The organism is Collinsella aerofaciens, from assembly GCF_018785245.1.
Lineage (GTDB): Bacteria > Actinomycetota > Coriobacteriia > Coriobacteriales > Coriobacteriaceae > Collinsella > Collinsella aerofaciens_AD.
Genome location: NZ_WQPL01000022.1, coordinates 140,703 through 160,497, shown reverse-complemented (window position 1 = coordinate 160,497; position 19,795 = coordinate 140,703). Strand labels below are relative to the sequence as shown.

The following is a 19,795-nucleotide window of genomic DNA, read 5'->3' as shown; positions in this document are numbered from 1 at the left end:
GACAAGGAAGAGTAGGGGAGAGTTATGGCAGGCCTGTTCAACATCCTTAAGGTCACCGTCAGTGAGGACAAGATCTGCGCGCATGTGCTGGTGAACCCCGGCATGCCGCTCATGACCTCGGAGGACATCGAGGCCACGGCGCGCGTGTACTACCTGGTGCCCGCGATTGCCAAGCACCTGTGCCTGGGCGATTCCGGTCGCGAGTTCCAGGACTGCATGGGCCAGACCGAGCTCTGCCATCTGCTGGAGCACGTGACGGTCGAGCTCATGAACGAGACCGGTCTTGCCGGCAGCATCTCGTGCGGCCGCACGCGCGTAAGTGAGCACGACGAGCGCGTCTTTGAGGTTGAGCTTTCGTGCCCCGACGACGCGCTGGCCATCGGTGCGCTGTCGTCAGCGACCTTTATGATGGACTGGGCGTACTTGCACGCCGACCAGCCTGCCCCCGACGTGGAAGGCACGGTCGCGGGCCTGCGCAACCTGGTGCTGGGCATGCGCGCCGAGGCCGAGGGCAAGGATCCTCACGAGGCCGTCGCCGCTGCGAACGGCGAAGATGCTGCCGAGGACGAGGGCGCTGACGAGGGCGATGTGCCGGTCGACGCCGAGCCCGCTGCCGATGTGACCGCCGAGCCCGTTCCCACCGAGCCCCAGGGCGTCCCCAACTTTGACGACGAGCCTCAGGTGGCGATTGATACCGAGGGCGCGGTTGCCGAGAACCACGAGGCTTCCGCGGCTGTCTTTGGCGGTGCGGCGACGGTTCCGGCAGGACCTGCGCATGAGGGCGGCCTGCCGCTCGTGGACGGCGCCGGCGAGGACCCGGGTGCCACAGTGGCCATGCCGGCTATGCCTCAGGAGTAGGCCTACTCGTTTACCACCATCACGTACCTGCGCTTTTGCCGTACGCAGATGAGCGGAGCGGCAAGTGATGCGCTGCGGGTATAATGGACAGCATTCAAACGGTGGGCACCGACGTGCCCGCAGGAGAGGAATGATCATGGGTAAGACTTTCAGCTTTGTCTCCGGCGCACTTTTTGGTGCCGCTGCCGGCGCTATTATCGGCGTTGCTCTGGCCCCGCGCTCGGGCGCCGAGACCCGCGCCATGGCTGCCGATATCGCCAACGACGCCTGGGACAATATGCGCGACACCTACGAGCACGGCGCCGAGGAGGCCCGTGCTGCGGTGAATGACTTTGGCCCGATGGTCGATGCCAAGACCGACGACCTGCGCGCCAAGGTCGACCTGGCCCGCGAGCGCATGGACCAGCTGCGCGAGCAGCTCAACGACGCCATTTCGGGCGGCAACGTGACGCCTGCCGCCGACGTCGTGGTCGAGAACGCCGTCGAGGCTGATACCGAGGCTGCGGAGCCCTCGACCGAGGCATAATGCGCGCCGGGGATTTTGTCGGCGCCAAGATCTATCGCAAGCCTACCGAGGACAAGCGCACCAAAAAGGACGGCACGCCGCGCAGCCCTAAAAAGCTCGGAAAGATTCACTTTCCGGTCTTTACCCCGGGCGGTACGCGCGTGGTCGGCTTTATGGTCCGCCAGTCCGATATCGCGGGCATGATCGAGCGCCCCGACCGATTCGTAGCGCTCGACGCCATTGGTGTCTACGAGGGCGCCATTGCGGTCGATGACGTCAAAGGCACGTACGATGCCACCGCCGCCAAGCGCCTCGACATCAACCTGGACGATTGCATCATCTGGGTCGGTATGGACGTGCGCACGGAATCGGGCGACGTCGTGGGCTATTGCTCGGACGTTGAGTTCAAGCCACGCTCGGGCATCGTGCAGGCATTCTATGTGACCGCCGGTGCTGCTTCGAGTGTTTTGGTTGGTGACACGCAGGTGCCGCCGACGATGCTGCGCGGCTACGAGAACGGCGCGATGGTCGTCTCGGACGAGGTCAAGTCGCTCGGGTATTCGGGCGGTGCGGCCGCCAAGGCCGCCGAGGCCAGCGTCGTGGTGGGCGATAAGGTCAAGAAGGGCGCCAAGGTGCTCGACGACAAGGGATCGGTTGCCGTGGACAAGGGCAGCCGCGCACTGGGCAAGCAGCTCGGCAAGACGCGCGGCATGTTCAAGGCCTTTAAGGACGAATACCAAAAGGCGAGCGGAGGCTCGTCAAAAGCTACAAAATAGCGACGTACCAAATGATGGGAGGCAAGCCGGAGACCTGTTGCTCCGGCTTGCTGTGTTTATGGGGGAGGGCACATGCGCCAAAACGGATCCAACTTAAACGGGCGTTCGGGTGCGCGTCCGACGGCGCGCCGCGACCTGGGGCAGCTACCCAGCGGTCAGCGCCGCCGTCACCGTAAGCCCGGCGCGATGTACCTCAACCATAGCCGCGGCTTTAGCGATCGCAGCGCGCGCATCGGCAACAGCCGCACGCCCCGTCGTTCGTCTCGCCTGCCCTATGCGCTCATCGCCGTGGGTTGCGCGCTCGTGTTGTTTATCGCCGCCGTCGTGGGCTACGTCAACCGCAGTGTGGACGTGGAGCTCAACGGCCAGAAGACCGCGGTACGTGTAGGCTCTACGCTGCAGAATCTCATCGACGACCAGGAGTTGACTGACACCTACGACGCAGGCGACCTGCTAGCCGTCGATGACAGCGTGCTCAAGCGCCATGGGGGCGAAAAGCTGTCGGTGAAGGTCGACGGCAAGCGCGTGAAGCAGGGCAAATGGGATAGCCGCGAACTTGAGGGCGGCGAGAAGGTGACGGTCAAGGACGGCCGCGACACGTATGAGAAGCACGAGGTCCAGGCGACGGTTATCGAGCCCAAGCTCAAGGTTGAGGGCACGGGTGCCATCGAGTACGTCAAGACGTGGGGTGTCCAGGGCCGATCCGAGGTGTGGGTTGGTGAGCAGTCGGGCAAAACGCAGGACCGCGGCGAGGTCGTGCCCGCCACCGATTGCGTTGTTGCGTGCGCCAGCGTGGCGCCCAAGGGCAACGAAAAGTACGTGGCGCTGACGTTTGATGAGGGCCCGAGCGGTGCCACCAAACAGATCTTGCAGGTGCTCAAGGAAAAGGGCGTCACCGCGACGTTCTTCCTTTCGGGCGATGCGGCCGAGGCCTCGCCTGCCACGGCCAAGGCGATTGTCGATGCCGGGTGCGAGATCGGATCCAACAGCTACAGCGACGATTCGCTCAAGGGTCAGGACCGTGAGGCGGTACGCGAACAGATCACGAAAGGCACCGATGCGATTAAGTCGGCGACCGGCGTGAAGACGATGCTGCTGCGTGCTCCCTACGCTGCCTTTGACGAGCAAAACTGGATTGATGCGATGGACCTGGTCTCCGCCGTGGTCTCGTGGAATATTGACTCGGGCGACTGGCTGCTAAACGGTGCCGACGAGCAGGTCTCGACGGTGCTCGATTCGGTGACGCCGGGCAATATCGTGCTGCTCACCGATAGAGACGAATGCGCCGAGCAGACGCTCGAGGCGCTGCCGCAGATCATCGACGGCCTCATTGCCGACGGCTACAAGATCGTGACGCTCAGCGACCTGGTCAAGACGGACACGTCTCTGAGCAAAAAGCTCACCTCGCTGACGAAGGTCACCATGCCCAAGGACGCCGTGTTCCCCCAACTTGCCGAGGACGACGACACCACAGAGTAGTTATCGGGTAGTCATTTAAGAACGTCCCCAATGACTATGTCACGGATGCGTCAGCGTTTGGTATGCCTGCAATGTGCAGCGCATAAATTCGATGCCGCAGGGCGAAGCTGATGCTATAGTTACTGCGGTTAATGAGGGTCAAGAGAAAGGTTACAGGTGAAATCCAAACCTCGACCATACAGTCGATGACCCCATGCAGGTGCTTTTGCGCATGCACGGGGTGTAAGCGTCGAGCGGCGTGCCGCCCGCGCATGCGTATACATATCCAGAAGCCCCCGGACGCCGCACGCGCGGCCGCGTCCGGAGGAATAATGATGGGGAGCACCATTGAATTATCTGAGTGAGATGCTCAAATTGCCGGTCTTGGACGTCGACGGCGAAAAGCTCGGCGTGGTCAACGATTTTGGTATTGCTACCGGCGAAGTTTTTCCGCACGTGACGTCGCTCGCGTTCCGCGGACCCGGCAAGACGCCGTTTATGATTAGCTGGCGCAAATGGGTCGACCGTATCGACGAGACGGGTGTACACCTTAAGACGTCGGCCACCGAAATTCGTTTTTCGTACCTGCAGCCGACCGAACTTTTGCTTGCCCGCGACGTGCTCAACAAGCAGATTGTCGACACGCAGGGCATGAAGGTCGTGCGCGTAAACGACATCAAGTTTTCCATGTCGGGCGAAAACCAGCTGCGCCTGCTGGGCGCCGAGGTCGGTGCCCGCGGTCTGCTACGCGCCATCAGCCCCGCGCTCGAGCATATCGTCGAAGGCTTTATGAAGCACCTGGGCAAGCCGCTCAGTGAGGACATCATCGCTTGGTCCTACATGGACCTGCTCGACCGCTCGACCAAGAACATTCAACTCTCGGTGTCGCACAAGACGCTCGGCGAGCTGCACCCTGCCGACATCGCCGACATTATCGAGCAACTCGACCCGCGCCTACGTGCGCAGGTGTTCGCGCAGCTCGATACTGCCCAGGCCGCCGAGGCCATCTCGGAGTTCGATGACGACGAGCTTATGACCGAGATGCTCGAGGGCCTGTCCGACACGGACGCATCGTCGATGCTGGCCATGATGGACCCGGACGATGCAGCCGACCTGATCGACGAGCTCGATTACGAGAAGGCCGAGAAGCTCCTACGCCTGATGGGCGTCAAGGAGGAGAAGGCGATTCGTAATCTGCTGGGCTACGAGGACAACACCGCCGGTCGCATCATGACCTCGGAGTTTGTCTCGCTGCCCGCCACGGCGACGGTCGGCGACGCCATCGAGGCGATTCGCAAGCTCGACGAGGACTTTGAGAGCGTCTATTACGTCTATACCGAGGACCCGAGCGGCATGCTGACGGGCGTGCTTTCGCTGCGCACGCTGATCGTAGCCGACCGCGACGCCACGCTGGGTCAGCTGGCCTATCGCGACCTGGTCTATGTGTCGCCCGACGAGGACCAGGAAGACGTGACGGACGAGATGACCAAGTACGACCTGGTTGCCATCCCTGTCTGCGACGAGAACCGCCATATCCTGGGTATCGTGACCTTCGACGACGCCATGGACGTTATCGCCGAGGAGCACCAGGAGGACCTGCAGATCGCCGGTGTCGGCTCGGGCGATAGCGCGTCGGACGACTCGACGAACGTGCTCAGCTGGTTTGTGCATCGCCAGTACTGGGTTGTCGTATGGGGCATCGCGTCGTGCATCATGGCGACCGTGCTGGGAACGGCGCTCGGCTCCGCGCATCTGGTGGTGTTCCCCATGTGCGCCATGCCACTCGTGCTGCTGGCGGCCTCGCGCATGGTGTCGTTCGTCAAGAACTACTTCCTGGAGTATGACGGTCACGACGACGAGCCCAAGCCGTATCTGGGGTTCTTCTTCCAGAGCACGGGCATGGGCCTGATTCTGTCATTCGTGACCTACCTGTGCGCCCAGCTGGTGCGCACCGCTGCGTTCCCCGATGCACCCATGTTTGAGGAGCAGCTCTTTACCGGCTGCTTTAACATCGCGGCCATCGTTTGTCTGATTGGCAACATGAGCGCCGTGATTTACCTGATGGTGCTGTTCTGGCGTGACGAGCATGACCTCAACACGTCGGGCACCGCCATGAACGTTGTTGCCGTCATGATCTCGTGCGTGGCGTACTGCGCCGCTGCGGTGCTGCTCACCATGTCGGTCATGGGTTAGGTGGTCGCGTGCAAAATACCAAGCAAAAGTCGGGCACCAAGCAAAAGTTGACCATCGCGGCCATCTTTGGCGCTATGGGTCCCGGTCTGCTGGCGGCGCTTTCGGGCAATGACGCCGGCGGCATTGCAACGTATTCCAGCGCGGGCGCCAGCTATGGCTACAAGATGCTCTGGATGCTTCCCGTCATGACTGTACTGCTCATCGTGACGCAGGAGACCGCGGCGCGCTGCGGCTGCGTCACGGGCAAGGGCCTGGCATCGCTTATTCGCGAGCGCTTTGGCGTGCGCAAGAGTGTACTTGCTATGGCGGCGCTGTTGATCGCCAACACGGCGGTGACCATTTCGGAGTTTGCGGGCATCGCCAGCGGCCTTGCTCTCTTTGGCGTGCCGGCGAGCATCTCGGTGCCGTTGGTGGCGCTGCTGGTGTGGATGCTTACCATGTCGGGTAGTTTCCAGCGCATCGAGAAGATTCTGCTGCTGGTGAGCTGCGTGTTCGTGACCTATATCGTCGCCGCGTTTATGGCTGGCCCCAACTGGGGCGAGGTGGCAGTCGACCTGGTTGTGCCTAACATTCAAAACGACCCCAGCTACGTGTCGCTCGTGGTCGCAACGATCGGTACTACCATTGCGCCGTGGATGATTTTCTTGGCGCAGAACAACGTGGTCGATAAGAACGCGGGCGAGGACGATATCGTGCTGCAGCGCATCGATACCGTGAGCGGCTCGCTTGCTGCCGATGTCATTGCCGGCTTTATTATCATCACGACCGGTACGGTGTTGTTCCCGGCGGGTATTCAGATTAGCGATGCTGCCGATGCCGCCCGCGCGTTGGAGCCTATTGCGGGTCAGTGGTCCACGGTACTGTTTGCCTCGGGCCTGGTCGCGGCGAGCTTCTTGGCTGCCTGCGTGCTGCCGGGCGTTACGTCGAGCGCTATCTGCGAGGCATTTGGCTGGGAGCGCGGTGCCGACCGCAGCTGGGACGAGGCCCCGGTCTATCGCGGTATCATTACGGCCATCATCGGTATCTCTGCCGTGCTAGTGCTTATGCCCGGCGTCGATCTGTTCCAGATTATGATGACCTCACAGGTCATCAATGGCGTGCTGCTGCCCGTGGTTCTGGTGTTCCAGGTGGTTATCGCCGCCGACCGTCACATCATGGGTGCCAACCGCAACGGCCGCGTGTGGAATGTGCTCACGTGGGCGACTATCGGTGTGATTACGGTGCTCACGGTTGTCATGTTTGTTCTGCAGGCGATGGGTTACAGCGCTTAGCGCCTCTTTTGGATTCCAAACAGGCCGCAGCGATGGGCTGCGGCCTGTTTTTGTCTGCTATAGGGTGTTAGTTATATGGCAGTGGGCAAAAAATGCCAAATATGAGTACTGTTGCTAAGTGAATAGCATTTACATTCAAGAAGATAATAAACATAACCTATAGTATGTTCATTAAAATTGGCTCCAATACGCCTTAAACCAGTCAGGTTGGCTGCTTTAGGGGGTTGTAGGGTTCGCTCGGACGTCATTTTGGGTGGTTTTGCCTGCTACTAAAATGGTAGCAGTACTCATATTTGCCCTTTTTTGCCCACAGACCTTTGAGGGTGCGGCGAAAAGGGCTTGTTTTGATTGTTTGGGGCAGGCGCGAGGCGCGGAAACGATGTCTGGAGCGACGGAGCGGCCTGGAATTCATCCGTAGAGGTCTTCATTGGCTGCGCCAGGAGTGTCCCTAGGTACCGGCACATAAGGAACGTCCCTAACTGCCGGAGGGGGCGTCGGTTGTGGCCGACGCCCCCTCCGGGTGCAAGCGGATTTGACGGTGTGCTACTTGTCGGTGCCTAGTTTGTGCGGTTTGAAGGCGAGGGCGTTAACGAGCGCGTCGGTGGCAGACTTGACGGCTGCCGGCTGCGGATCGTTGACGTGATCCTCGGGATGCACGGGCAGGTCCTTCTTGACTGCATCGTGGATCAAGTTGAGGTACTCAGTCACGCCAGTGGTCGATAGATGCGTGCCATCGCCATCGAACAGGTCGTTGCGGTTGGCACTGTATCCGTACCAGTCGATAACGCGCACGTTCTTGTAGCGCGTAGCGGCGTTGGCGATGGCCTGGTTGGTAGAGCCAACCCACGGCTGCGGGCTGCGCGTGTTCACAAACACCACCATACGCTTATCTCCCGCATCGGCCATGATGGCGTCGATCTGGTCGTCGGTTACCAAGCCGTTGGTGCCCAGGGCAAAGACCACGATCTTGCCGGCAAGGTTCTGCTGGATATAGCCCTCAAATGTCGCGCGCCCCGCATCAAACTGGCGGCCCTTTTCGGCATCGATATGGCTGTGCGGGAACACGCCGTCAAAGGTGTCTACGGCACGCAGCGACACGGAGTCGCCGATCATAAGCAGATCGTAGGAGCCATCGGGGAAGCCGTCGTTGTCCTTGTCGGTGTCGTCGGCCGCCTGCTGGTCGGTGGGCGCGGTGTTCTTGGCTTCCTTGTTCAGAACTTCGGCGCCCTCGCCGCTCAGCGCAGACGTCTCGGGAACAAAGATCAGGCCGCCCAGCGCAACGACCAACACGACAGCGCAGGCTGCGCAGACGGGGACGTGCGCGCGTGCCCAGTTGGCGGGCGTGGTGGTGCCATCGCGGAATTCGGCGACGGTGCGCCCAAAGGCGCCCTTCCTAAACGGCGTCTCGATAAAGCGATATGAGCATTCGGCCACGGCGACCACCAACAGCACCTGCAAAATGTACTGCCACCACGGTGTATCGTTGATGTTGGCGACCGGGTTCATAGGCAACAGCAGCGGATAGTGCCACAGGTAGATGCTGTACGAGCGCTTGCCAACCCACACGAGCGGCTCGGCGGACAGCGCGCGGGCAACCATTCCCTGGGGCTGCACGCAGGCCGCGATGACCATGAGCGTGAGGATCGAGCACAGCAGCGTGCCTCCGCGATACTGGAAGGCGGTGTAGCCGTTGGTGAGCGCGACCATGGCGGCAAGGCCAACCAGACCCACGACGCCCAACACATCGATGGATGCGGGCGAGGACCAAAAACGCACGAGGGCGCTCGGCTGTGCCGGGGCGGTCTCGGCTGCTTCGTCGGCCTTCTCGCCAGGCTTGCCCTCGGCGTTCTTGCCGTGCTTGGCGGCGCCAGCTAGGCGATTGAGCCCCAAACGACGAGCGAGACGCACCGGCGCCAGGTCGCGATCGGGGATAAAGGCCATCCAGGCACCCAGCAGCAGCGAGAACACGCGGGTGTCGGTGCCGTAGTACACGCGGCTGGGGTCGGCGGCAGGGTTGTAAAGCACCATCATGGCGAGGGCAGATACCGCGGCAAGGCCCAGAACCACGCGGCGCGTGTTGGGTTTGCTCACATGCATGGATACCATGGCAAACAGCAGTGGCGGCCAAATCAGGTAGAACTGTTCCTCGATGGCAAGCGACCAAAAGTGCGTGAGCGGCGAGGGGTCGCCCAGAGCATTGAAGTACGAGACGTTTTGGGCAATCTGCCACCAGTTGTTGAAGAACAACAGCGACGGCAGGATGTCGGGGCGCATCTTGGTGAGCATCACGTGGTTGAAGACGGTGCACAGAGCACAGGTCACCACCACGACGGTCACCACGGCGGGGACCAGGCGACGGATGCGGCGGATCCAGAAGCTCTTGAGGTCGATGCGGCCGGTCTTAGCGACTTCGTTGAGCAGCAAGCGCGTGATCAGATAGCCCGAAAGCACAAAGAAGATCGTGACGCCGAGCAGGCCGCCCTGAGCCCACGTGAGGTTAAGGTGATAGAGCACCACCGCGACGACGGCGAGCGTACGCAGGCCGTCGAGTGCAGGGATGTAGCGGGACTTGGGGCGAGCAGGCGTCTGCTCCGCGGCGGGAGTGTTGGCGCGGCCCGCGTTGTTGGCAGAAGCGCGATGGGGGCTCGTGGTGCGTCGCGGCTCGTTGGCACGGCGTTCGCTCTTCACGCGTTCGTGCGGCGCCGGCTCGTTGCCCGTGCGGCGTCGACCGCGCGAGCCCGATTGCGAGAATTGTTCCATAAAACATCATCCAATGACGAGAATAATCAGCACGTATTCATTGTAGCTGCCTGCTCCTGTGAATGCTTGCTGCTGGCGCAACCTCAAGGGTGCGTTCACATCAAAGTGAACTAAAGTTATAGAGGTGCGAAGGCGCGCAATCGACGGTCGACGGTGGGTGCAAAGCCCGCAGATGAGGAGGTTTCCATGGCAGATCGCGGCATCGTTGCGGTGTTCGGCAGCATGAACATGGACCTTTCGGTGGCGTGCGAGCGCATGCCGCGCGCGGGCGAGACAGTCGGTGGTAGCGGTTTTATCACCAACGCCGGTGGCAAGGGCGCTAACCAGGCCGTCGCCGCCGCGCGCATGGGTGCGCGCACGTGCATGATCGGCGCTGTCGGTCGCGACGCGTTCGGCGCGTCGCTCGTGGCGGGGCTTCAAGACGCCGGCGTGGACTGTGACTTTGTAGTGCATCGCGATGACGTGGAGACGGGAACGGCGACCATCATTCGCTGCGAGGGCGACAACCGCATCATCCTGTCACCGGGCGCCAACCATGCGCTTGCGGGCGGGGACGTTGCCTGCGCGCTGAGGCGTCTGGTGGCCCATGAGCTCGACGGAGACGGCAGTGAGATTGCCCCGGCTGCCGGAAGCGTCTTTATCGCCCAGGGTGAATGTGACCTTGCAGCGACGGCCGATGCGCTTGTTTGCGCTCACGAGCTGGGGTTCTATACGGTCTTTAATCCAGCGCCCGCCTGTGAGTTGCCTGCGGAGGTCTGGCCTGCGGTCGACTTGGTCTGCCCCAACGAGACCGAGTGCCAGGTGCTGACGGGTATCCTGCCCAAGGACGATGAGAGCTGCGCCGCTGCGCTCAGCGCCCTGCTTGCTAAGGGCGCCGGCGCCGCGGTCATCACGCTGGGCGGCGCCGGCTCGGTTACGCTCGGCGATGGCGGTGAGCCGCTGCGCATGCCGGCACTTTCGAGCGCGGTAGTCGATACCACGGCCGCGGGCGATACGTTTATCGGCGCGTTGGCGGCGGCTCGCCTAGAGGGCTTGCCGCTCTTTGAGTGCATGGCCGCGGGCGCTCGCGCCTCGGCAGTGACGGTGTCGCGCCTGGGCGCTCAGCAATCGATTCCCACGCGCGCCGAAGTTGAACATTGGTTTGGTTAAACGATAAAGACGGAGAAGCGGAGTAGAACAATGGCAATCAAGAAGCTGATCCTTGATCTGGATATGGGTGTGGACGATGCGATGGCGCTGGCCTATGCCATCGCGAGCCCCGAGGTGGAGCTCGTGGGCATTACCACGTGCTTTGGCAACGCGCGCGTCGAGCAATCGGCGCACAATTGCCTGGCGGTGCTCGATCTGCTGGGTCGCCCCGAGGTTCCGGTGTACCTGGGTGCCGACCGTCCTCTGCAGGCGACTGAGCCCTATACGCCGCCGGCGTCCACCGCGCTCATTCACGGCAAGAACGGCATCGGCGGCGCGAGCGTGCCCGCGTCGCCCTACGAGCCGGTGGGGGCGACCTCGGCCGACGGCAACGCTGCGGTCGATTATCTGATCGATGCCGCGCGCACCTATGGTCCCGATCTGGTCTACGTAGCGACTGGCCCGCTCTCCAACCTGGCGCTCGCCCTGGAGCGCGATGCGGCGGCGATGATGTCCATCGGCCGCGTGGTCGTGATGGGCGGCGCCCTTACCGTGCCCGGTAACGTGAGCGCGGGCGCCGAGGCCAACATGGCGAGCGACCCCGAGGCAGCCGACGCGGTGCTGCGCTCAGGTCGCAAGCTCACCATGGTGGGCCTGGATGTAACGCACCGCGTGGTGCTCACACGCCGCGACGTTGCCGGCTGGACGGGCTCGGGCACTATGGCTGGCTGCGCATTTGCGAGCATGGTCGAGCACTACATTGGTTCGTACGAAATGAACGCGCCCTACCTGGGCGGCTGCGCGCTGCACGATCCGCTGGCGGTTGCCGTGGCGATCGACCCCACGCTCGTAGGTGCGCTCGCTTGCAACCTGCGTGTTGACTTGCTGGGCGAGTATCGCGGCCGCACCATCTGCGATGAGCGCCGCCTATCCGATCCGGACAAGAGCGCGCTTGTGGCACTGACCGTGGATGCTCCGCGCTTCCTGTCCGAGTTCAAGACACGTATGGCCCGCGTCTTGGGCTAAGTTGTCTTTTTGGGACGGGGCTTTTTGACTGGTATGATTGGTGCGACCAATCGAACCAGCTAAAAGAGCCCCGTCCCAATTTGACTATCGAGAGGATCTGCCATGGAGCGCATCGCCAGCTTTTCCGTTGATCATCTGCTGCTTGAGCCCGGCGTGTATGTGAGCCGCATCGACCGCGATCCGGCGACCGGTGCCGCCGTCACTACGTTTGACCTGCGCCTGACCACGCCCAACAAGGAGCCGGTCATGAACACCGCCGAGTGCCACACCATCGAGCACCTGGGCGCGACGTTCCTTCGCAATCATGCCGAGTGGTCGAGCCGCATTGTCTACTTTGGCCCCATGGGCTGCCGCACGGGCTTTTATCTGGTTGTCTTTGGCGAGCTGACGAGCGAGAAGGTCTTGCCGCTCGTCCGCGAGCTGTTTGAGTTTGTCGCCGGCTTCGAGGGCGATGTCCCCGGTGCCGCTCCCGAGGAGTGCGGCAACTACCTGGACCAGAACCCCCCCCATGGCAAACTGGCTCGCGCGCCGCTATCTCGACCGTGACCTGGCCGATATCGATGAGAAGCACCTGCATTATCAGCAGGCGTAAGTCCCTCGCAGGAATAGCGTTTGTACTAGAAGCGCTCCCGCTCTTTGCGGAGCGCTTTTTTATGCCGAGTGCTCAAAACAGAACAAGATTGTTCTAGAATGTTCATACTGTCACACAAACGAACAGGAGCGAACATGCATATCTACTCTGTCTCTGATCCCGAGTTCAAGTCCTATGGCAACGTTTGGGATAACGTTCCGTCCGAGCTTACGTCGCCCGTGCTCGAGGCACTTGTCTCCACGCCCATCCCCGAGGGCAGCAAGTATGTGGCCTCTGCGCCCGAGCTCGAGGGCGTCAAGGATGCCGACAAGCTTGGCTTTCTCATGTTTGGTGGTCGTCCCTTCCAGCTTGGCTGGTGCAACGGCCACAACACGCAGCTCAACTGCCTGGAGTATCACCGCGCCAGCGAGTTTAACCTGGGCGCCCGCGACTTTATCCTGCTCGTGGCGCATCGCTGGGAGATCGAGGACGGCAAGCTCGACACCGCGTGCGTCAAGGCGTTCCGCGTGCCGGCCGGCACGCTTGTTGAGGTTTTCAACACCACGCTCCACTACACGCCGTGCATGGTCGACGACGGCGGCTTCCAGGTGATGGTGGCGCTGCCCGCCGGCACCAACGGCCCGCGCCCCGAGGCTGCAGCCGACATGCCTGCCACCGGTGACAGCTACTGCTACTGGAAGGCCGACAAGTGGGTCCTCTGCCATGCTGACAGCCCCAAGGCAGCCGAGGGCGGCTACGTAGGCCTCATCGGCAAAAACCTCGACATCACCGTGGACTAGCGCATCGCCCCAAACCACCACAAAGGTGCCTGTCCCCTTTGCGGTGGTTTGGGGCGGGCGGATATCGGGAAGTGCCAGACGGGGGAGGCTGCCGGGCGCCTTGCCGTCTGCGGATTTTGGGACATGTGGCCCGCTTTTTGAGCCTGCCTGTCGGTACACTAAAAGCACTATGGGTACCCGCGAGCGACATATCGGCCACGCGGCCGCCCGATCCGCACCCGTGGCGGATCCCAGGGGCGGCAGGCTCTTCGCCATGCCGCGATTCCTTGTTGGCATAACACATCAGGCGTACCGTCACCGCGTCTTCGCTATCGCCGGCGCCATCACCGCACTGTTCCTCATGCTTTTGGCAGTCTTGCCGGCACTGTTCGCCTTCGACCCCAAACTTTCTAACGCCGCGCCCGCCTATAGCGAGGTGTCCGAAGAGGTCGTGGACGCGCTCGTCCATTCGAGCTCTCTCCCGCTGCTTGTCGTCGCAATTGTATTTTCAATTTGGGGCGTATCGGTCTATCTGCGCTGTTTGGACTATGTGTTGCGCCGCCGCCTTGTTGCCATCGCCACCATCTGCGCCCTGTGGATGATCGAAGTCATTCTCAAGTACAAGTCGTTCACGCCGTTCTATGCCACCGTGCTGTGGTACCTGTACTACGTGCCCATGACGCTCATTCCGCTGCTCTACCAGTTGTGTGGTTTGCGCCTTGCGGGTCTGGAGCAACACCGCCTGGGTCGCCGCTACTGCGCTGCGCTGTGGATTGTGGCCATCCTGCTTATCGGATTTGTGCTCACCAACGATTTTCACCAGCAGGTCTTCCGCTTTGACCGTACAAGCGACACCTGGAGCAACGATTACACGTACGACTGGGGTTATTTCGCTGTCTTAGTGTGGACGGCCTTTAACTTCGTGGCCTTTTTTATCCTGGTGGGCCGGTCCTCGTCCTTTCGCATCCAGCGTTTCTCGGGCACGGCGGCGCTCGTACTGCTGGGTGGCGCATTCTTTGCCATCTCGTATGCGTTGCGCGTGCCCTGGGCATGGAGGCTCAACTTCTCGCTCGTCTATTGCGTCCTGTGCGTGGTGGCGATGGAAATCTGTCTCGATTGTGGTGTCATTCCGTCGTATCACGACATCGCCGGCATTTTCGACACCTTGCCGCTCGACCTCAAAGTTCTAACGCGCGACCTGCAGGAGGTCTATGCCACGCCGGTGTCAAAGCCAATGCCGGTAGGCGTGCGCGAGGAGTTGCGGACCCAGGAGCACGGCCACGCCCATGCCTTTGCCGTGGCGTCCGATCCCGATGTGATGTACCGTGCCTTTCCACTGCTGGGCGGATCGGCCCTGCTTGCCCAAGACGTGTCGGAGCTCAACGAGCTTAACCGTGAGCTGGCACATCGTCGCATGGAGCTGCAGCGTCAAAACGAGCTGCTCGCCGCCGACTACGACCTTAAGACGCATTTGGCAGATCAAGAGGCCGAGACCTTGCTGGTCCAAGACGTGGACCAGGCGATTGCCCGCGCGCTCGAAGGGATGTACGACCTGCTGAGCTCGCTGCCGCCGTTGACCGACGAGGCGTCTTCGCACGAGCGTTACCGCATGCTGCAGCGCGCAAAGATGCTCATCGCCTATTGCAAGCGCAAGGGGTCGCTCACGTTGGCACAGCATGGGGAGAGCGGTTTTGATCGCGACCGCATTCAACTCATTGCCAACGAGCTCGCAAGCGACCTGCGCACCATCGATATCGATTGCGCCTCGATTATCGCCATACGGCGCCCGATGCACGCCAGTACGGTAAGCGCCCTGTACGACTGCGTGTATGACTTTGCGTTTTTTGCCTACACCACCGACCATCCGGCGCTTATGTATCACTTGGGCGACCATGACCGATGCAGTGTCGAGCTGCGCGCCACGCTTTTTTCCAACGATGATGCAGATCTTTCGCAGACGCCCGCTGCGCAAGAGCTCGAAAGCGCTCTGCAAGGGCGCAACGTGGCATACCGCCTTGAGGGCGAGCCCGGCCAGCTGCGCATGATCGTCTTGATGCCGAGGGCGGGTGAGTGACGATGCAGATTTCGCTCATCCTTCCCCAAATCGTTGCGCTCGATGTTGTCTTTGCCCTGGCTGCGTGTCTGCAGACGATCCACGTCCCGCTCATTTCATCGCGCCGCTCGTCCTATAACCGTAAGGTGATTTGTGCCTACGAGGCGAGCCTTGTGCTTCACCTAGTTATTTCGGCGCTCATCTTGTTCGCGTCGTCTGGCTCATATCTGGTGGCGCCGCTTGACGTTTGTGCCAGGGCAATGGGCGGAGCGCTGTGGCTCAATGCCGCAATCTTTGCCTACGGCGCGGTGCTTATGGCGCACTATCGTCGCCCCGTCATGCTGGCCGAGCTGCTGCTCGTTGCAGCCGCGACGCCGCCGGTGGTGTGCCTCATGGGCTCGGCGTGGACCGTGGTCCTTATTGCAGAGGGTGCGTTTTTCCTATTTCGCTCCATCGCGGCGCTTTTGATGGATGTCCGCAACCGTCAGGAAGACATTACCGCGTTCTCGACCATCGAAACCATCAACGTGATCCCTGTGGGCATCTTGTATCTGGACCCAAAGGGTCGCCCGCTGCTCATGAACCGCTGCATGCGCAAAAACCTGGTGGAGCTTCGCATGCCCACCGACCTGCGCGACATGAGCGGCACGTGGAGTGACCTTCGCAAGCTCAGCATGCAGACGCCCGAAAGCAGCGCAAATCGCGCCCATATTGACCTTGACCGCTTTGGCCACGACCGTGCCGTGGTCGAGATCTCTCCTTCTGAGATTCGTCTGTTCGTGCGTGACTCCGTTACGGTCTCGGGCCGTCCGTTCGAGCGCGTCGTCGGCTTGGACGTGACGGAATACGCACACGCCTACGACCGCTTGGCGCAAGCAAACCACCTGCTTGAGCTTGCGGGCCAAGAGCTCCAAGCCCAGATCGAAGAAGTCAAAAAAGTTGCTGACAATGCGGCCTATCTGCGTATGCGCGCTCGCGTGCACGACGTGATCGGGCAGCGCCTGTCCATTCTCCATCGTTATCTGGAGGAAGGGCGCCTGGATGACGAGTCACTCGAGCAGATCGACCCGCTGCTGCGCTCAATCGCTGCCGATCTGCGCAGCGGGGGCGACAGCGAACCGGCAGAGCAACTGGGCGATATCGTCCATGCCTTTGGCCTGGTGAGCGTGCAGATCGATGTGGAGGGCGAGCTGCCAAACGACGCGCGTGTCGCCGCAGCATTTTTGCAGATTATCCGCGAAGCCTCGACCAATGCCACCAAGCATGCACAAGCCCATCAGGTCCATGTGCGCCTGTGGCAGGAGGGGACAGAAGACGGCGCTGTCGCGCGGATGGTCGTTTCTAACGACGGCGCGCCTGCACCCGTATCGTATCGCGAGGGAACGGGTATCCCAGGTATGAGGCATGTCGCACAGAATCTGGGCGGCAGCCTGGAAGTCCACACCGCCCCGCCCTTCACGCTTACGGTGTCCATCCCGCTCGCCTCCAGCGCCACGGCCCAAAGGAGAAGTTCATGATTCGCGTGTTAATCGTCGAAGACCAGGCTATCTTGCGCGAGAGCCTCGCGCGCTCCGTCGGTGACCAGCCCGACATGACGGTTGTTGCCGCGATCGCCGACGCCTCGGATGCCTTGGACGTTGTGCTTAAGGAGCGCCCGGACATGATACTGATGGACGTGTGCACCGAGCAGGATTCCAACGGCATCGTGGCGGCGGCGCGCATCAAAGAACAACTGCCCGAGTGCCGCGTCATTATCATGACGGGTATGCCCGAAATCACCTTTGTGGACCAGGCACGCGAGGCGGGCGTCGACAGCTTTGTGTACAAGAACGTCGGTATCGACGAGCTTTTCGCCGTGATGCGCTCCACGCTGGCGGGTTACTGCACGTTTCCCAAGCCGCCCGAGAGCATCTTCTCGGGCACGGCGGCCCTCGACGATGTCGAGCTGTCGATCTTGCGCCTTGCCTGCGAGGGTAAAAGCCGCCGCGAGATCGCGGCCGAGCTGTTTATGAGCGAGGGCACCATCAAACGCCGCATCTCGGAGATTCTCAATAAGACCGGCTACGACAACATCATGCGCTTGGCCGTGCGCGCAGTAACGGAGGGCAGCATCGTTCCCAACATGGAGCGCTAGCGCTCGTTACGCATCGGCATAAAGCGGTGGGGCCGCAGGATCAACTCCTGCGGCCCCGTCTGGCATGTGCGCGGATGTGTCCGCCAATCCGCGGCTGTCGGTGTCTGCCGTTACGCGATGGTTGCGCTGTAGGAGGCGACGTCCTCGTAGGAATCGGTCAGGTAGGCGTCGATGCCGATGGTCGTATTGACGAGGTCGTCAAGGCTATCGAGCGTGCCCTTCGAGAACGTGAATTCCTCGGTGGCGTTGGTGCCGGGCATCAAGTGAGCCGAGAACCAGGCTTCCTTCATGGTGCCGTTGACGTTGGTCTTGCCGGAAGGAGCGTAGAAGGTCAGGTCCTTGTCGCTCTTGTTGGTGATGTTGACGACAAAGCCGATGTCGCCCCAGTCGTCCTTGAACTTCTCGGTGATGGTGATGGTGCACAGGTCGTCATCGGCGACGGTGACGGCGGGGGAGATTTCGATGCTCTGGACGTCGTCGTCTTCGACGGCCTCATCGATCTCTTCTTCCTTCTCGGCGTTCTCGCGATCCTTCTTCACCGTACCGGACAGATCCTTGTCGGACTTCGTAAAGATAAGCTTGTCGCCTTCCACCTCGAGGACGAGCTTGTCGTCCTTGAGTTTCAGGTCGTGCGACTCATCTTCGGCGGTAATCGTTACGGTGGTGGCGTCCTTGGCCTCCCATTTCAGGTCGGCGACCTCAAGGAACATGTCGAGGACGCCCGTGCCGTCTTCGTCGAGGATCAGGATACAGTTGAGGCCCCACTCCTTGAGCATATCCATGTACTCATCGGTGAGCTCTTCGCCGTCCAAGGTTCCACCCGAGAGTTCCCAGCTGCCGACGAAGTTGGCCTTGGGGTCTTTGCCGCCGCCGCTGCAGCCCGTCAGGGCAAAGGCGAGCGCCAGGACGCATGTCAGAAATGCGAGTACGGACTTTTTGAACGTTGTCTTCATGGTGTCCTCCTTCATCGAACGAAACCCATAGAAGCAAATGCGGGGGTGGCGGATCCCCCGCCAATTACCAGATAGAGGGGCTAGGGCCGGGGCGTTCCGCAGTTGCTGCAGAACTTGCCGCCGTTTTCGCTGCCGCAGTTGGGGCAGAACCACTTTGCCGGTGCCGGGGCGGGTGCGGGACTGCCGCACTCGGAGCAGAACTTGCCGGTGTTGGTGTCGCCGCAGCTGCAAGTCCACGTGCCGGCCGCAGGTGCGGCGGCGGGAGCCGGTGCGGGGGCGGGAGCCGGAGCCGGCTGCGGGGCGGCCTGCTGCTGTGCCTGGCCGGCGGCGAACAGCTGGCTGGCGTTCATGCCGCCCATGCCACCTGCCATGCCCATGCCCATAAAGCCTGCCATCGCGCCGTTGGGGTTGGCGGCTGCCGCGCGCATCGCATCGCTCTGGGCGCTGGCGATGTTGGCTGCCGCCATGGTGGGATCGCGCATGACCGCGGCTTTCTGCAGGTCCTTGATCATCTGCTCGTCTTCTTGCGAGGCGGCGATGGAGTTGACGCCAAAGCTTACGATCTCAACGCCGCGCAGGTCACGCCAGTCGGCAGAGAGGACCTCGTTGAGCGCGCGGGCGAGCTCGGTGGTGTGGCCGGGGATGGCGCTGTAGCGGATGCCCATCTCCGAGATCTTGGCAAAGGCGGGCTGCAGGGCGGTGAGCAGCTCGGACTTAAGCTGGCTGTCGATCTTGTCGCGCGTGTAGCTATCGGTCACGTTGCCGCACACGTTGGTGTAGAACAGCAGCGGGTTGGTGATGCGGTACGAATACTCGCCGTTGCAGCGCACGGAGATGTCGACGTCCAGACCGATGTTGTTGTCGACCACGCGGAAGGGCACGGGCGAGGCGGTGCCGTACTTGTTGCCGATGATCTCCTTGGTGTTGATGAAGTAGACGCGCTGGTCTTTGCCCGCGTCGCCGCCAAAGGTAAAGCGGCTGCCGATATTGGCGAAGGTCTCCTTGATGGAATCGCCCAGGTTGCCGCTAAAGACGCTCGGCTCGCTGCCGGTATCGAAGACGAACTCACCGGGCTCCAGCGCGACTTCGATGATCTTGCCGTTTTGCACCACGAGCATGCCCTGGCCGTCGTTGACGGCGATGACCGAGCCGTTGGAGATGACGTTGTCCTCGCCGCGCGTGTTGGAGCTGCGGCCGCCGGTGCGCTTGCTGCCCTTGCAGGCCAAGACGTCAGCGGGCATCGATTCGCAGTAGATAAATTCCTTCCACTGGTCGGCCATGACGCCGCCGGCAGCACCCAATCCAGCTTTCAAGAGTCCCATGGTGATCT

At 61.7% G+C, this 19,795-nt stretch carries 15 protein-coding genes and 1 pseudogene; 13 read left to right on the top strand and 3 right to left on the bottom strand.

Translation table 11 applies throughout. The features are described 5' to 3' along the window. Nucleotides 1-24: 24 nt before the first annotated feature. The 6 genes from GPK39_RS09520 to GPK39_RS05945 all read left to right on the top strand — a co-directional run bounded on the left by GPK39_RS09520 (nt 25) and on the right by GPK39_RS05945 (nt 7,061). The gene (locus GPK39_RS09520) at nt 25-858 is read left to right on the top strand and encodes a cyanophycin synthetase family protein (RefSeq protein WP_230308401.1); all 834 of its coding nucleotides are present in this window, start codon (nt 25-27) and stop codon (nt 856-858) included. Between the two features lie 136 nt (nt 859-994). Continuing rightward, a complete protein-coding gene (locus GPK39_RS05965) occupies nt 995-1,384 on the top strand; it encodes a YtxH domain-containing protein (protein ID WP_117742967.1) in 390 nt (129 codons plus the stop codon). After that, nucleotides 1,384-2,139: a PRC-barrel domain-containing protein gene (locus GPK39_RS05960; RefSeq protein ID WP_195919467.1), complete on the top strand. Its 756-nt coding sequence runs from the start codon at nt 1,384-1,386 to the stop codon at nt 2,137-2,139. The genes GPK39_RS05965 and GPK39_RS05960 overlap by 1 nt, the downstream gene beginning before the upstream one ends. 72 nt (nt 2,140-2,211) lie before the next feature. Beyond that, a complete protein-coding gene (locus tag GPK39_RS05955; RefSeq protein WP_252204713.1) occupies nt 2,212-3,618 on the top strand; it encodes a polysaccharide deacetylase family protein in 1,407 nt (468 codons plus the stop codon). Nucleotides 3,619-3,945: 327 nt separating this feature from the next. Continuing rightward, complete coding sequence (locus tag GPK39_RS05950) at nt 3,946-5,790, top strand: magnesium transporter (RefSeq protein WP_215674365.1); 1,845 nt, start codon at nt 3,946-3,948, stop codon at nt 5,788-5,790. A 74-nt stretch (nt 5,791-5,864) separates the two neighbouring features. Further along, entirely contained in the window at nt 5,865-7,061 is a 1,197-nt protein-coding gene (locus GPK39_RS05945; RefSeq protein ID WP_006235731.1) for an Nramp family divalent metal transporter, read from the top strand. Nucleotides 7,062-7,604: 543 nt separating this feature from the next. Here the strand turns inward: GPK39_RS05945 and GPK39_RS05940 are convergent. Then, the gene (locus GPK39_RS05940; protein WP_215674363.1) at nt 7,605-9,821 is read right to left on the bottom strand and encodes an acyltransferase family protein; all 2,217 of its coding nucleotides are present in this window, start codon (nt 9,819-9,821) and stop codon (nt 7,605-7,607) included. A 186-nt stretch (nt 9,822-10,007) separates the two neighbouring features. Here GPK39_RS05940 and GPK39_RS05935 point away from each other — a divergent pair, with 186 nt between their 5' ends. The 7 genes and pseudogenes from GPK39_RS05935 (at nt 10,008) to GPK39_RS05905 (ending at nt 17,512) form a co-directional block, all read left to right on the top strand. Further along, nucleotides 10,008-10,970 carry a ribokinase gene (locus GPK39_RS05935; protein ID WP_215674361.1) on the top strand — a complete coding sequence of 321 codons (963 nt, stop codon included), beginning with the start codon at nt 10,008-10,010 and terminating at the stop codon, nt 10,968-10,970. A 30-nt stretch (nt 10,971-11,000) separates the two neighbouring features. Further along, complete coding sequence (locus GPK39_RS05930; RefSeq protein ID WP_252204711.1) at nt 11,001-11,975, top strand: nucleoside hydrolase; 975 nt, start codon at nt 11,001-11,003, stop codon at nt 11,973-11,975. A 102-nt stretch (nt 11,976-12,077) separates the two neighbouring features. Next, nucleotides 12,078-12,567 (top strand): annotated as a pseudogene (locus tag GPK39_RS05925) (S-ribosylhomocysteine lyase). Between the two features lie 134 nt (nt 12,568-12,701). Continuing rightward, entirely contained in the window at nt 12,702-13,346 is a 645-nt protein-coding gene (locus tag GPK39_RS05920) for a DUF4867 family protein (protein WP_215674359.1), read from the top strand. Nucleotides 13,347-13,599: 253 nt separating this feature from the next. Beyond that, entirely contained in the window at nt 13,600-15,399 is a 1,800-nt protein-coding gene (locus GPK39_RS05915) for a histidine kinase N-terminal 7TM domain-containing protein (RefSeq protein ID WP_215674357.1), read from the top strand. Nucleotides 15,400-15,401: 2 nt separating this feature from the next. Then, nucleotides 15,402-16,895, top strand: coding sequence for a sensor histidine kinase (locus GPK39_RS05910; protein WP_338404399.1), 1,494 nt, complete (start codon nt 15,402-15,404; stop codon nt 16,893-16,895). Continuing rightward, nucleotides 16,892-17,512, top strand: coding sequence for a response regulator transcription factor (locus tag GPK39_RS05905; protein WP_215674353.1), 621 nt, complete (start codon nt 16,892-16,894; stop codon nt 17,510-17,512). The genes GPK39_RS05910 and GPK39_RS05905 overlap by 4 nt, the downstream gene beginning before the upstream one ends. A gap of 110 nt (nt 17,513-17,622) precedes the next feature. On the opposite strand, the gene GPK39_RS05900 is transcribed toward GPK39_RS05905, so the two are convergent. Next, entirely contained in the window at nt 17,623-18,465 is an 843-nt protein-coding gene (locus GPK39_RS05900; protein ID WP_215674351.1) for a hypothetical protein, read from the bottom strand. A gap of 80 nt (nt 18,466-18,545) precedes the next feature. After that, nucleotides 18,546-19,787, bottom strand: a complete 1,242-nt coding sequence (locus GPK39_RS05895; protein WP_215674349.1) for an SPFH domain-containing protein — start codon at nt 19,785-19,787, stop codon at nt 18,546-18,548. Nucleotides 19,788-19,795 lie beyond the last annotated feature (8 nt).

Excerpts from the sequence above, each read along its gene's own strand:
- GPK39_RS09520 (WP_230308401.1), top strand. The coding sequence starts at position 25 with ATGGCAGGCCTGTTCAACATCCTTAAGGTCACCGTCAGTGAGGACAAG.
- GPK39_RS05965 (WP_117742967.1), top strand. The coding sequence starts at position 995 with ATGGGTAAGACTTTCAGCTTTGTCTCCGGCGCACTTTTTGGTGCCGCT.
- GPK39_RS05960 (WP_195919467.1), top strand. The coding sequence starts at position 1,384 with ATGCGCGCCGGGGATTTTGTCGGCGCCAAGATCTATCGCAAGCCTACC.
- GPK39_RS05955 (WP_252204713.1), top strand. The coding sequence starts at position 2,212 with ATGCGCCAAAACGGATCCAACTTAAACGGGCGTTCGGGTGCGCGTCCG.
- GPK39_RS05945 (WP_006235731.1), top strand. The coding sequence starts at position 5,865 with ATGGGTCCCGGTCTGCTGGCGGCGCTTTCGGGCAATGACGCCGGCGGC.
- GPK39_RS05940 (WP_215674363.1), bottom strand. The coding sequence starts at position 9,821 with ATGGAACAATTCTCGCAATCGGGCTCGCGCGGTCGACGCCGCACGGGC.
- GPK39_RS05935 (WP_215674361.1), top strand. The coding sequence starts at position 10,008 with ATGGCAGATCGCGGCATCGTTGCGGTGTTCGGCAGCATGAACATGGAC.
- GPK39_RS05930 (WP_252204711.1), top strand. The coding sequence starts at position 11,001 with ATGGCAATCAAGAAGCTGATCCTTGATCTGGATATGGGTGTGGACGAT.
- GPK39_RS05920 (WP_215674359.1), top strand. The coding sequence starts at position 12,702 with ATGCATATCTACTCTGTCTCTGATCCCGAGTTCAAGTCCTATGGCAAC.
- GPK39_RS05915 (WP_215674357.1), top strand. The coding sequence starts at position 13,600 with ATGCCGCGATTCCTTGTTGGCATAACACATCAGGCGTACCGTCACCGC.
- GPK39_RS05910 (WP_338404399.1), top strand. The coding sequence starts at position 15,402 with ATGCAGATTTCGCTCATCCTTCCCCAAATCGTTGCGCTCGATGTTGTC.
- GPK39_RS05905 (WP_215674353.1), top strand. The coding sequence starts at position 16,892 with ATGATTCGCGTGTTAATCGTCGAAGACCAGGCTATCTTGCGCGAGAGC.
- GPK39_RS05900 (WP_215674351.1), bottom strand. The coding sequence starts at position 18,465 with ATGAAGACAACGTTCAAAAAGTCCGTACTCGCATTTCTGACATGCGTC.
- GPK39_RS05895 (WP_215674349.1), bottom strand. The coding sequence starts at position 19,787 with ATGGGACTCTTGAAAGCTGGATTGGGTGCTGCCGGCGGCGTCATGGCC.